Source organism: Streptomyces sp. NPDC018031 (assembly GCF_044327625.1).
In the GTDB taxonomy this organism is placed as follows: Bacteria; Actinomycetota; Actinomycetes; order Streptomycetales; family Streptomycetaceae; genus Streptomyces.
This window is the reverse complement of the sequence record NZ_JBIRFT010000008.1, coordinates 35,970-49,501: the sequence shown is the minus strand read 5'-3', so window position 1 is coordinate 49,501 and position 13,532 is coordinate 35,970. Positions and strand designations below refer to the sequence as shown.

6 protein-coding genes are annotated in these 13,532 nt (G+C 73.2%); 2 read left to right on the top strand and 4 right to left on the bottom strand.

Annotated elements, in window-relative coordinates; translation table 11 throughout:
- Window positions 1-67 precede the first annotated feature (67 nt).
- A complete protein-coding gene (locus ACH4B3_RS19660; RefSeq protein WP_398464254.1) occupies window positions 68-2,587 on the top strand; it encodes an ATP-dependent Clp protease ATP-binding subunit in 2,520 nt (839 codons plus the stop codon).
- A 106-nt stretch (window positions 2,588-2,693) separates the two neighbouring features.
- On the opposite strand, the gene ACH4B3_RS19655 is transcribed toward ACH4B3_RS19660, so the two are convergent.
- Genes ACH4B3_RS19655 through ACH4B3_RS19645 form a run of 3 tightly spaced genes read right to left on the bottom strand, consistent with a single transcriptional unit; the run spans window position 2,694 to window position 9,496 of the window.
- The gene (locus ACH4B3_RS19655; RefSeq protein WP_398464252.1) at window positions 2,694-6,053 is read right to left on the bottom strand and encodes an NACHT domain-containing protein; all 3,360 of its coding nucleotides are present in this window, start codon (window positions 6,051-6,053) and stop codon (window positions 2,694-2,696) included.
- Window positions 6,050-6,394 (bottom strand): trypco2 family protein, encoded by a 345-nt coding sequence (locus ACH4B3_RS19650; protein WP_398464250.1) that lies wholly within the window; start codon window positions 6,392-6,394, stop codon window positions 6,050-6,052. The genes ACH4B3_RS19655 and ACH4B3_RS19650 overlap by 4 nt, the downstream gene beginning before the upstream one ends.
- 30 nt (window positions 6,395-6,424) lie before the next feature.
- Entirely contained in the window at window positions 6,425-9,496 is a 3,072-nt protein-coding gene (locus ACH4B3_RS19645) for an NACHT domain-containing protein (RefSeq protein ID WP_398464248.1), read from the bottom strand.
- 1,595 nt (window positions 9,497-11,091) lie between these two features.
- Between ACH4B3_RS19645 and ACH4B3_RS19640 the strand changes: the two genes are divergently transcribed.
- On the top strand, window positions 11,092-11,925 hold the full coding sequence (locus ACH4B3_RS19640) for a M23 family metallopeptidase (RefSeq protein WP_398464246.1): 834 nt from the start codon (window positions 11,092-11,094) through the stop codon (window positions 11,923-11,925).
- A gap of 124 nt (window positions 11,926-12,049) precedes the next feature.
- Here ACH4B3_RS19640 and cseC read toward each other — a convergent pair whose 3' ends face one another.
- Complete coding sequence (cseC, locus tag ACH4B3_RS19635) at window positions 12,050-13,345, bottom strand: two-component system sensor histidine kinase CseC (protein ID WP_398464244.1); 1,296 nt, start codon at window positions 13,343-13,345, stop codon at window positions 12,050-12,052.
- Window positions 13,346-13,532 lie beyond the last annotated feature (187 nt).

Here is a 13,532-nt window from a genome sequence, read left to right as displayed (position 1 = left end):
TAGCATGCGGAAGGACAGGGAGGGGATCGTCCCCGATCTTTCTGACCGCTCTGAGGAGCGATTAACGATGTTCGAGAGGTTCACCGACCGCGCGCGGCGGGTTGTCGTCCTGGCTCAGGAAGAAGCCCGGATGCTCAACCACAACTACATCGGCACTGAGCACATCCTCCTGGGCCTGATCCACGAGGGTGAGGGTGTCGCCGCTAAGGCCCTGGAGAGCCTCGGGATTTCGCTCGAGGCGGTCCGCCAGCAGGTGGAGGAGATCATCGGCCAGGGCCAGCAGGCCCCGTCCGGCCACATCCCCTTCACCCCCCGTGCCAAGAAGGTCCTGGAGCTGTCGCTCCGCGAGGCCCTTCAGCTCGGCCACAACTACATCGGTACGGAGCACATCCTGCTCGGCCTGATCCGCGAGGGCGAGGGCGTCGCCGCCCAGGTCCTCGTGAAGCTGGGCGCCGACCTGAACCGGGTCCGGCAGCAGGTCATCCAGCTGCTCTCCGGCTACCAGGGCAAGGAGGCCGCCACCGCCGGCGGCCCGGCCGAGGGCACCCCCTCGACGTCCCTGGTCCTGGACCAGTTCGGCCGCAACCTCACCCAGGCCGCCCGCGAATCCAAGCTCGACCCGGTCATCGGGCGCGAGAAGGAGATCGAGCGGGTCATGCAGGTGCTCTCCCGCCGCACCAAGAACAACCCGGTCCTCATCGGCGAGCCCGGCGTCGGCAAGACGGCGGTCGTCGAGGGCCTGGCCCAGGCCATCGTCAAGGGCGAGGTGCCCGAGACCCTCAAGGACAAGCACCTCTACACCCTCGACCTCGGTGCCCTGGTGGCCGGCTCCCGCTACCGCGGTGACTTCGAGGAGCGCCTGAAGAAGGTGCTCAAGGAGATCCGCACCCGTGGCGACATCATCCTGTTCATCGACGAGCTCCACACCCTGGTGGGTGCGGGCGCCGCCGAGGGCGCGATCGACGCCGCCAGCATCCTCAAGCCCATGCTGGCGCGAGGCGAGCTGCAGACCATCGGCGCCACCACCCTCGACGAGTACCGCAAGCACCTGGAGAAGGACGCCGCCCTGGAGCGCCGCTTCCAGCCCATCCAGGTCGCGGAGCCGTCGCTGCCGCACACCATCGAGATCCTCAAGGGCCTGCGCGACCGGTACGAGGCGCACCACCGCGTCTCCATCACCGACTCCGCGCTGGTCGCGGCCGCCACCCTGGCCGACCGCTACATCTCCGACCGCTTCCTGCCGGACAAGGCGATCGACCTGATCGACGAGGCCGGCTCCCGGATGCGCATCCGCCGGATGACCGCACCGCCGGACCTGCGCGAGTTCGACGAGAAGATCGCCGACGTGCGCCGGGAGAAGGAGTCCGCGATCGACTCGCAGGACTTCGAGATGGCCGCCGGTCTGCGCGACAAGGAGAAGCAGCTCCTCGCCGCCAAGACCAAGCGGGAGAAGGAGTGGAAGGCCGGCGACATGGACGTCGTCGCCGAGGTGGACGAGGAGCTGATCGCCGAGGTCCTGGCCACGGCCACCGGCATCCCGGTCTTCAAGCTCACCGAGGAGGAGTCCTCCCGGCTGCTCCGCATGGAGGACGAGCTGCACAAGCGCGTCATCGGCCAGAAGGACGCCATCAAGGCGCTCTCCCAGGCCATCCGGCGCACCCGTGCGGGTCTGAAGGACCCCAAGCGCCCCGGCGGATCGTTCATCTTCGCGGGCCCCTCCGGCGTCGGCAAGACCGAGCTGAGCAAGACCCTCGCCGAGTTCCTCTTCGGCGACGAGGACGCGCTCATCTCGCTCGACATGTCGGAGTTCAGCGAGAAGCACACCGTCTCGCGGCTCTTCGGCTCCCCGCCCGGATACGTGGGCTACGAAGAGGGCGGCCAGCTCACCGAGAAGGTGCGCCGCAAGCCGTTCTCCGTGGTCCTCTTCGACGAGGTCGAGAAGGCCCACCCGGACATCTTCAACTCGCTGCTGCAGATCCTGGAGGACGGTCGTCTGACCGACTCCCAGGGCCGGGTCGTGGACTTCAAGAACACCGTCATCATCATGACGACGAACCTCGGCACCCGGGACATCTCCAAGGGCTTCAACCTGGGCTTCGCCGCCCAGGGCGACGTCAAGACCGGCTACGAGCGGATGAAGGCGAAGGTCAACGAAGAGCTCAAGCAGCACTTCCGGCCGGAGTTCCTCAACCGTGTCGACGACACCGTGGTGTTCCACCAGCTGTCGCAGGAAGACATCATCCAGATCGTCGACCTGATGATCGCCAAGGTGGACGAGCGGCTCAAGGACCGCGACATGGGCATCGAGCTCAGCGGCGACGCCAAGAAGCTGCTCGCCACCAAGGGCTACGACCCGGTGCTGGGTGCGCGTCCGCTGCGCCGCACCATCCAGCGCGAGATCGAGGACACGCTCTCCGAGAAGATCCTCTTCGGTGAGCTGCGCCCCGGTCACATCGTGGTCGTGGACACCGAGGGCGAGGGTGAGGAGAAGAAGTTCACCTTCCGCGGCGAGGAGAAGGCGGCTCTGCCCGACACCCCGCCGGTGGAGTCGGCCGCCGGTGGCGGGCCGAACCTGAACAAGGAGTGATCTCCCCCCGGCCGGCGCCGGGCGGACGATTCACCGGGGCTGCCCCGGACCCTTTCCGAACGGAAGGGTCCGGGGCAGCCCCCTTTTCTTCGCGCTTTCTGGCCGTTCAGCGGCGCACCGTGAGTCGGTCGCCGAGGGCTTCCTCCCCGATGAGGGTGAGTTCCGCGTGCGCGTCCAGTCGCACCTGTACATCCGGGAGCGCGCCGAGCGGTGTGAGGTCCAGCGGAATGGTCACGCCGCTGGTCCGCGGAACGACCAGACGCAGCGCGGTGAGACCGGGAAAGAGCCGGCCGATCTCGCCCAGCCACCCGACGGGTTCGGGGTGCCGGAGCAGCAGTTGCAGCGACGTGATCCGGGGCAGCGGTTCCACCGGTGCGAAGTCGGGCGGCTGACGCAGCGAAAGCGTGAGTTCCGAGACCTGGGACGCCGGGGCCAGCGTGCCCAGCCGGGAGAGCGGTTCGAAACGCACATCGAGTTCGAGGTGCTTCAGCGCGGGCCATTCGGTGAGGGAGTCCAGCGGAAAGGGATGGTCCGCGGTCACTTTCAGTCGGGTGACATCCGGGTGTGCCTCGGGAAGTCCCACCTCGCCGTTCTCCTGGCGCAGCCGGATGTCGAGAGTGCCGAGGCCGGGGATCCGCCGTACGGGTGCCAGGGCCGTGAGCGCCAGCGGCACATCGAGGCTCAGCGATCTCAGGCGGTGCTCCGCCACCGCGGAGATGTCCCGCAGACTCGGGCAGCGGGTCAGGTAGAGATGCGACAGTTCCCGCTGTGTCCGGAGGAAGCCGAGATCCCGGATTCGGGTGTTGCCCACGATCATCAGGCGGCGGACGGCCACGGACGAAGTGAAATGGCGGGTGAGTTCCTCCGGCCGGAACGCGCTGGACATGAGCGCGATGCTGCCGACCCGGCCGAGAACTCCGAGCTGCGACAGCTGCTCCCGGGTACGGACGTTCAGCATTTCCGATTCGAGCGGCATCCGGGCCAGCACCTCGGTGGCGTATTCCGCGGCCGGATAGCGCGACCAGCTCCCGCAGAGCATTTCCCGGACACCAGCGGCCGCGCAGTTGGTGAAGCGCCGGGCGTAGGGGACCGCCTCCCGGCCGCCCACCGCCCCGATCAGATCGACGACCGCCCGCGCCACCGCGGCGGGGAGCCCGTCGGGACCCGGCAGGAAGGGCAGCAGATAGGGGCCCAGCGAGGCGAGCGGTACCGCGTCGCTCACCACGTGCGGCGGCAGCATCGACCGGACCCGGTCGTCGACGGCCCGCTGCACCTCGCCGTCGAGCACCGTGACGCCGATGCGGCAGTGTGCCGCCAGCAGGTGCAGGGACTCCCGCTGCTCCGCCTCCGCGGCCTGGTCGCCCTGGTCGAGCAGGCCCCGGATGAGTTCGACGCGCTCGGCCGGCCGGCAGTGGCCCACCGCGAGCTGGATCACGTCCTGCCACTGCTCGTCCCGCGCGTGGTTCAGCAGCTCCTTGGGCCCGCCGCCGTCGATGAGCGCCTTGGCGGCCAGGTAGTCCTGGAAGGTGCGGTGGATGAACTGGATCGCGTCGTCCGAGCGCTCCTGGAGCAGCCCGCTGCGGTTGAGCAGGTGCTTGAGCACGGTCGCCGGGCCGCCCTGCTCGCCCACCTGGGGGAGGGCCCGCAGCGCCTGCGCGATCCGGCGCTCGGCCTCGGCGGGGGTGAGCTGGTTCTGACCGGTACGCACCAGCCACACCGCGATCGCCTGCAACAGCTCCTGGTGCTCCTCGGGGCCCATCGCTATGCCCTCGGGGTTGCAGACCTTGCGCCGCTTGTCCCGGGCGCCCAGCAGCATGGCGAGGGTGGCCCGGTACAGCTCCCAGCGGGTGTCGGGCAGCATCCCGCCGCGCCGGCGGTGCAGGGCGCAGATCACCGCGCACAGCAGCGGGGTACGGGCGAGGGTCTGCAGTGCCGGGTTGCGGGCGAACTGCTGGAGCAGGTCCGTCTCCAGCTCCCGGAGCTCGTCCCGCTCCTCCCGGGCCCGCTGCGGGTCGGGGTAGCCGGCGCACTCCTTGCGGGCGGTCCGGTGCCAGGCGGCGACGAAGGACCGGATGTCGGTGTCCCGCATCGGCAGCAGGGTCAGCTCCTCGAACTTCTCCGAGCGCAGCCAGTCGTTGTCCACCGCCCCGGGCCGGACGGTGGCCATGCAGCGGGTCTGCGGGTGCTGGAGCAGGAAGGCGGCCAGCCAGTCGCGGGCGTCCTCCCGTTCGGCGGCGGGCACCTCGTCCAGCCCGTCGATGAGGAGCAGCCCGCGGCCGGCCTTCAGCACGCGGCCCGCCCAGCCGTCGGGCGGGTCGTCGACGGCCAGCCGGGCCACCTTGGCCAGCTGGGACGGGATCGGGAAGTCCAGCCCCTTGCTGCGGAGTTCGCGGAGCGGGACGACGAACGGCACCAGGCCGTTGAGCTCGGCCAGCTCGGGGCCGAGGGTGTGCTCGGCGGCGTGCGCGGCGAGCCACCACACCAGCGTCGTCTTCCCGGCGCCCGCCTCGCCCCGCAGCAGGGTGCGGGGGCGGTCGGAGAGCAGCTCGTCGACCCGGCGCGGCTGGCCGGTGCCGGGGGAGCCGGGCGGGCCCTCCCCCGGGCCCCGCGCGGCCACCGGCGGCTGCGCCTCCAGGCTGAGGTAGGCGGTGTCCATGTCCCAGGTGGTGTCGTTGGTGTCCAGCCCGTCGATGCCGAAGATCTTGCTCCTGCGGTAGTGGTTGCGCACCGCTCGGGCGTACTCCTCCTCGTACGCCTGGTCGCCGGCGTGGGATGCGGTGACCTCCTCCCAGCGGGGGGCGGGCTCCGGCTGCCGGAAGGTGTCGTCGAAGTTCTGGGGCGGTGCCTGTCCCGGGGCGGTCGGAAGGAGAGCGGTGACCGGCACGCACTCCAGACGCACGTGGTTGCGCCCGCGCGGCACCTGCCGGACCACGCCCAGCAGCACCTCCCCGGCGAAGACCGGTGCCCCCGAGAGCCCTTCCAGCGGCGAGGCCGCGCCGTCGGCGGGGGGTTCCGCCGCCGAGGGGCGGGCCAGTTCGAAGGTGAGGACGCCGCGCAGCCGGCCCGCGCCGGGCAGCACGGTGCCCTCGAACTGGTCCAGGTCGAGGTCGCCCGCCTGGCGCTGGACGTCGGGAAAGCCGATGACCTCGCAGTCCGGTAGCGGGGAGCGGGTGGCGACCTGCCCGAGGCGGAGCCGGCTCCACCGCCCCGGAGGTCCCGCGGGCGCGACGCCGGGTCTGGACCGGAAGCCGAGCAGGGCCAGGTCCGCCGCCGGATCGGACCACACGACCTCCACCGGGACCGGCCCGCCGCCGGACGGATGGGCCACCGTGGTGTCCTCGGTGTCACCCAGCACATGCGCGCAGGTGAGCACCGTCAGACGGCTCAGCAGCACACCGCTGCCCTGGAGCCCCCCGGAGAAGACCGCCACCACCCGGTCCGCCGCCGGGAGCGGGCCGCGGATCACGAGCCGCCCTGCCCCTGCCCGAAGAGACCGGTGCCGGCCGGGCGGCGGTTGCCCACCTGCCAGGGCCCGCCGGTCCGGGCGTCCTTGGCCCGGAGGGTGAAGCCCACCTTGTGCGTGCGGGTCTCCGCCCGGGTGCGGTCCGCCCCCGCGTCCACCACCAGTGCCCTGACCCGGCCGCCGCCCTTGGTCTCCTGGCGCAGCTCGACGGTGAACTCCATCGCGATGTCGCCCACCTCGAACACGACGTCCTGGTCGGCCGCCCGCTGGGCGGCGGTCAGCAGTCCGTCCCGTACGGCCTGTACCGCGTCGGCGAGTTCGATGCTGTCGGATGGGTCGCTCATGTCCACCCCTTCATGTGATGTACCGACAGATTAGGGGTAGTCGGCCGGCTCGGTGGGCAGTCCGATGGAGCGCCGGGGCGGACGCTGGTGGACGGTGAGGGCGGCGGCCGGCGGCAGGGCCTCCGCGCCGGTGAGCCGTTCGGCGCGGGCGACGCTCACCGCGGCCAGCGCGGGCAGGGCGCCCAGCGGGGCCAGGTCCAGCCGGCCCGGTTCGGGACTGCTGCGGAAGACGACCCGCAGCCGGCGCAGCGCCGGGAAACAGGCGGCGACCCGCGCCGCGTCCAGCTCCGGGTGGTACACGTCCAGCTCCAGCCAGGTCACGTGGGGCAGCAGCACCGGCGGCAGCGCGGGGCCGGGCAGGGTGAGGCGGAGTTGCCGCAGGCCGGTGAGGGCCGCCAGCCCGTGCGGCAGCCCGCGCGGTGGCGGCGGGGCCCAGTCCAGGCTGTGCAGGCCGCCGAGGCCGGCCAGCGGGGTCAGGTCGGTGACCGCGCCGCACCGGGTGAGGACGAGGGCGCGCAGCCCCGTCAGGTGGTCCAGGGCGGTCAGGTCGGCCAGGTCCGGGTTGCGGTCGAGCCGCAGGTGGGTCAGCCGGCCCGCCGGCAGGCCGCGGAGGTCCTGGGCGGTGAAGTCCCCGCGCAGCATCAGGCGGTGCCGGCCGTCGGCGAGCAGCAGCCGGACGTGCTCGGCGGTCTCGGCCGTGAAGTACAGGTCGTCCGGGGCGAGCCGGGCGACCACCTCGGCGTGGTAGCGGGCGGTGTCGAACCGCCGCCAGCTGGAGGACAGCTGGGAACGCACCGGCAGATGGGGGTGGTCGGCGAAGTCGCGCAGATAGGGGATGGCCGCGTCGGTGCCGATCAGACTGGCGGTGATCACACACGCCTCGGCGGCCGCGTGCGCCTCCTCCTCCGCACCGGCCGGGGCGTCCGCAGCGGCGTCCGGGTGACCGCCGTCGAGTTCGCCGCGCGGCGGCAGCAGTTCCAGGGTCAGCGGGCCGATCTCGGCGAGGGCGCGGGCCTCGGCGGCGTCGGCCGGCGGCACCTCCCGGGCCGCCTGCCGTTTGACCCGGTCCCGTACCGCCGGGTCGAGGTCCGGCGCGTGGTCCAGGCAGGCCGCGGCGAGCAGATGGAGCCGGGTGCGCAGGCCGGGGGTGGCGGCGGCGCGCTCCAGCAGCCGGGTGAGCAGCTCGGCGCGCTCCCGGGGCCGGGCGTGCGCCACCGCCATCCGCACCACGTCCTCCCACTGGGTGTCGTGGGCGTTGTTGACCAGCAGCCCGAAGTCGCCGTGCTCCACGGCGGCCTTGGCGCCGAGGTAGTCCTGGAAGGTGCGGTGGACGAAGTCGACGGTGTTCCACGACGGCCGGCGCAGCAGCCCGCTGCGCAGCAGCAGATGGGCCAGGACCTGCGGGGCGGCTCCGAGCACCTGGGCGGCGGCCACCGACGGCAGCGCCTCGGCGAGGATCCGTTCGGCCTGCTCGGTGCCCATCTCCGCCTGGCCGTTGCGGATCAGCCAGTAGGCCAGCCGCTGGAGCAACTGGATCTGCGTCTCGGCGGGCAGTTGCACATCGGCCGAGGTGAAGATGTCGCGTTCCCGGTCGCGGCGCTCCAGCAGCATCAGCAGCGCCGCGTCGTACAACTCCTTCCGGCCGGGCGGCAGATAGCCGCGGCGCGCCCGGTGCAGGGCGCAGATCAGCCCGCACATCAGGGGGTTGGTGGCCAGCCCGGCGAGGTCCGGTTTGGTGCGCACGGCGGTCAGCAGGGCGGCCCGGTAGCCGGGGAGCCGTTCCCGCTCCTCGTCGGTGCGGCAGGTGGCGTGCGCCGCGTCGTGCCAGCGTTCGATGAACGCGGCGATGTCGTCGCGGCTCATCGGGGAGAGTTCCAGTTCGGCGAAGTCCAGGTCGGCGAGCCAGGCGTCGGCGACGGCGGTGGGGCGCGAGGTGACCAGCCAGAGGTTGTCCGGGTAGGCGATCAGCAGATCGCCCAGCCAGGTCCGGGCGCGCTCGCGGTCGCGTTCGGGGATCTCGTCCATGCCGTCGACGAGCAGCAGCCCGCGCCCGGCGGTGAGCACCCGGTCGGCCCAGCCGTCGGGCTGGGCGCCGTGCAGCGGGTTGTGCACGGCGGCGAGGAACCCGCCGGGCGCGGGCAGGGGCCCGCCCCGGACGACGGTCCGCAGCGGGATCACGAACGGGACCCGCCCGGCGAGCTGCTCCATCCCGGCCGGCGGCCGGGACCGGGCGGCGCTGACCGCCAGCCACTGCACCAGGGTGGTCTTGCCCGAACCCGCCACGCCGCGCAGCAGCACCCGGCCGTGCCCGGCGAGCGCCTGCTCCGCGGGGCGCGGCGGCCCGTCGGCGACGAGCACGTCGCCCGCGGCGGCCTCGTCCCGGGCGACGGTGTGCAGGCTCAGATAGGCGGTGTCCAGCGCCCAGCTGGCCTGGGTGCGGTCCAGGTCGAGCCCGACGATGCTGAGCGTGCCGTGTTTGGTGGTGACGTACTCGGCGTAGCGCGCCTCGAAGCGGGCGTCGCCGGAGGCGTGCGCCGGGGTGCGCTCCAGCACCAGGTCGATCTTGGCCGTGAGTTCGTCGAGCTGCCGGGTCTGCTCGAACAGGGTGCGCGCGACGAAGGTGGAGCGCTGGGTGAAGAAGTGCAGGATGTGCAGGCAGGCGGTCTCCAGCAGGCTCCGGTAGAACTCGGTCGCGTCCCAGCTCAGATCCAGCACGAGCCCCTGGTCGAGGGCCTGGTTGACCAGCCGCAGGACCAGCGTGCGGTGGCCCAGCCGGACCGCTTGCACATCGTCCATGTCGAGGTCGCCCAGCACGGTCAGGGTGCGGGCGAGCGCGTCGGCGACGGCCTGGTCCTCGTCCGCCGGGCACGGCCGCTCCCCGGGGCCGGCGGCGTCCACCGCCCGCTCCACCAGCCGCCGGGCGTGTTTGCGCAGGTCCCGCTCGGTCAGCGTGCGCTTCTCCTTGGGGAAGGAGACCAGGGCCGAGATGCGGACCGGTTTGTCGACCAGCCCGGCCCCCGGCCCCTCCGCCACGAACAGCTTCCTGATCAGCGGTGTGACGGCGCTGGACGCGAGACGAGCGCCGATGACTGCGGGATCCATCCGACGGTCCCCCCGGTGGTGGTGTGTCCGGACTGTTTCGGCCCGCCGTGCCGGGCCGGGCGGGGCCGCCCGAGCCGGAGGGGGCGGGTACCGCGTGGTCCGCCCGTCCCCCGCGGTGCCCGGCCGCCCCGAGGCCGAGCGCCCGCACGCCGTCTGCCCCGGTGGGTGGCGAGCGGGTGCCGGGGGTGAGGCCCGCGTCCCCGCGTGTCTAGTGGTGCCCTCCGGACGCGTCCGCCGCCGCCTCCGCGGATCCGCTGCGGCGGGTAGCGGCGGGTGGCCGCGCACCAGCGCGGTGGCGTCGGCGGCTGCCGGCCACAGGCTACCGGAGGGGGGTCCGGCCGGGGCCGGCCAAGTCCCCCGGGGCCGGGCGCCGTTCGCCCCGCGGAGGGGCGCCGCGCGGGGCGCGTACCGCCGCGGAGGGTGCGCCCGGCCTCTCGGGCCGGGTCGGCCGGGCCCGGTCGGCCCGGGCACGGCGGCCGGTCACCCTCGGGGCCGGCCGGCCGCCACCCTCGGGCCGGGAGGTCGGTTGCCCCGGGACGGCCGGGACGGCCGGGACGGCCGGGGCGGACGGGTCGGTCGCCGCGGGGTGGGCGGGTCGTCACCGCGGGGCCGCACCGGGCGGGGCCGGACCGGGCGGGGCGGGGCCGGCCGGCTGACCGCGGTGGCAGGGGCGGCGAGGCGCCCTGGCCGACCGTCGGGGGGCTGGCCGAGGGCCGCCGTGCGCCCCGGGGCGAGGGACGGCCGTCGGGCGTATCCCCCAGAGGTGAGAGGGGGCCGCGGGGCGGGCGTACCCCGGGAAGGAGGGCCGCGGGGCGGCGTACCCCGGGAAGAGGGCCGCGGGGCGGCGTACCCCCGCAGATGAGGGACACAGGGCGGCGTACCCCGGGAGTGAGAGAGGGCCACAGGGGCGGCGTACCCCGGGGTCGAGCGACAGCCGTCAGGCGTGGCGTGGCGTGGGGACGGGGGCGGGGGCGGCGCGCGTCCCCCGGCCCGTCGGGGCGAGGCGGGGCCGGGGCCGTGGTCCGCGGGGAGCGATGGGGCGGTCACCGGGGGTGGCGGTATCGAGTCGCGTCCGGGGGCGTGCCCCGGGCGGCGGACGCGGAGTGTCACCGTGCGGTGGCCCCGGAGTGAGCGCCGGGCGCGCCCGGCGGCCGGGCCGTTGGTCCCGAAACGGACAGGCGCAAGTCCCGCGAAAAAGAGATTCGATCTTGCTTGCCGGTGACATGCCGCACAGGCCCAATCGATCTACTAGACACTTTAGAAGATGGCTTGCGGGGGCGGTCGGGACCAATGGCCCGGAGGCTGCGGGACCATTGCGGGGCAGGGGGTACACAGTTCCTGCTTTCTGTAAATCTCCGCAGGTCAGAGCAGGTGTAATTTCGGTTTTCCGACGGTTTTCCGCGGGGTTTGGATTTCCTTTCCAAGGCATCCGGTGCTCCCTCGGAGCGGGTTTGTTCCCTTGCCCGCGTCTACGGGTCCGGCTAGTAGAAACCCCTCTTGGCGGGCTGGCAATGGCGGGTTACCAAGGTGTGGACGTCCCGGCGGGCTGCCGGGATGGATTCATGTTCTGACGCCAGTCCGAGAGGTAGTTCTTGATGAGGAAGCACATCACGACCCGTATCGCGAGCACGTCGGTCCGCACCCGTGCCGCAGTCGTGGGCATGGGCATGGGAGCGACGGTCGCGCTGGGGGCCGGGGTGGCGCTCGCCGTGGACTCGCCCTCCTCGGACCACCGCCCGGTGGCCGCCGCCGAGCAGACCGCCGCGGACGCGGCGAAGAAGGCCGACGCGGCCAAGCAGGCCGAGGCCGCGAAGAAGGCCGAGGCGGCGAAGAAGGCCGACGCCGCGAAGAAGGCGGCGGCCGAGAAGAAGGCGGCGGCCGAGCGGGCCAAGAAGGCCGAACAGGCCAAGAAGGCGACGCGTGGCGACGACCGTGCCGCGGTGGCGAAGAAGGCGGCGCCCAAGCCGGCCGCCAAGCCGGCCCCGAAGCCCGCGCCCAAGCCGAAGCCGAGCTCGTGGACCGCGCCGCTCAACAAGTACACCCTCGGCTCGACCTTCGGTCTCGCCGGTAGCCACTGGGCGCACAACCACAGTGGTCAGGACTTCGTGGTGCCGACCGGTACCGCGGTGAAGGCCGCCCACGCGGGCACGGTCGTCAAGGCCGGTCCGAACGGTGGCGGTGACGGCCCCGCGTACGGCAACGCGATCGTCATCCGGCACGGCGCCCAGGTCTACACCCAGTACGCCCACCTGTCGAAGATCCAGGTCCACGTGGGCCAGACCGTCGGCAAGGGCCAGCAGATCGGCCTGTCCGGCAACACCGGTAACTCGACCGGTCCGCACCTGCACTTCGAGGTGCGCACCACCCCGAACTACGGCACCGCGGTGGAGCCGGTGCACTTCCTGCGCGGCCACGGCGCGGGTGTGTGATCCGGCCCTGCGCCGGGACACGGAGCGCGCCCACGGACTCCGCAGCCGGAGCCGGTGACGCGGTGTGACGTGTGTGACGAGGGGCGGGCCCTGCGGGGCCCGCCCCTCGCGGGCGTCCGCCGGGTCAGTCCGGTACGTCGATGACCGGGAAGCTGCCCGTGTTGGTGGGCGCCGACTCGGGCAGCCAGAGCACCGCGACCGCGCCTTCCTTCCCCTCGGCGGTCGGCTCGGCGTTGCGGAAGGTGAGGCGCGCGCCCAGGATGCGGGCCTGGCCGGCGGCGATGGTCAGCCCCAGGCCGTGCCCGCCGCCGGCCCGGTCCTTGCTGCCGGTGCGGAAGCGGCTCGGCCCCTCCTTGAGCAGCGACTCCGGGAAGCCGGGCCCGTGGTCGCGCACCCGCAGCACCCGCCCCTCCACCGTCACCTCGAACGGCGGCTTGCCGTGCTTGGCGGCGTTGGCCAGCAGATTGCCCAGGATCCGCTCCAGTCGGCGCGGGTCGGTGCTGACCCGGTCCTCCCGCACCACGATCACCCGGGCGTCCGGCGCCGCCACCCGGACCCGGCGGACCACGAACTCCGCCAGGTCGATCTCCTGGAGTTCCGCCCGTTCGGCGAAGCCGTCCAGCCGGGCCACCTCCAGCACGTCCTCGACCAGGGTGCGCATCGCCTGCGCCCGGTCCCGCACCAGTTCGGTCGGGCGGCCCGGCGGCAGCAGCTCGGCCGCCGTGAGCAGCCCGGTCACCGGGGTGCGCAGCTCATGGGCGATGTCCGCGGTGACCCGGCGCTCGGCCTCCAGCCGCTGCTGGAGCGCCTCGGCCATGCCGTCCACGGCCCGCGCCAGGTCGTCCGTCTCGTCCCGTACCCGGCCGCCGATCGCCTCCCGGACCCGGACCTCGGAGTCGCCCTGGGCGAGCTTGCGGGCCGCCATCGCGGCCTTGCGCAGCCGCCGGGACAGCTGGTCGCCGATGAGCACGCCGAGCGCGGTGCCGCCGAGCACCACCGCCACCGAGCCGATGATCAGGGCCCGGTCCAGGTCCCGGAGCACCTCGTAGCGGTCCTCGAAGCGGCCGTGCGCGGAGAGCACCTTGCCGTTGCGGAGCGGGACCGAGGCCCACACCTCGGGCGCGCCGGGGCCGGAGTCGTCCACGTAGGTGGCGCGCAGTCCGCGGGCGGCTTCCTTCTTCAGCTGCTCGGGCAGGGCGGGGTCGTCCAGCTTGGCGTTGAACTCGGTGCCGTTCTTCTCGTACCACTTCTGGGCGACCATCACCCGCTCGTCCATCACGTCCCGGCTGCTGTCGATCATGGAGACGCGGGCGGCGTTGTGCACCACCAGGCTCAGCGCGATCGCGACCAGGGCACCGACGGCGGCGATGGCCAGGCTGACCTTCCAGCGCAGGCCGGAGCGGAACACGAGCTTCTTCATCGTCTCTTCAGGGGATCGGGGCGTCGGGCCGGCGCGTCGGTCGGCGCGTCGGTTCCGGGCGGGGTGCCGGGTCGGTGCCGGGCCCGGGGCATCGGGATCGGGGGCGTCGGGTGCGGTGCGGGTGCGCGGGGGACGGGGATCAGGGGCATGCGTGGTGCGGGGGCGCGGGCCGGGCGTGCCGCGTGCG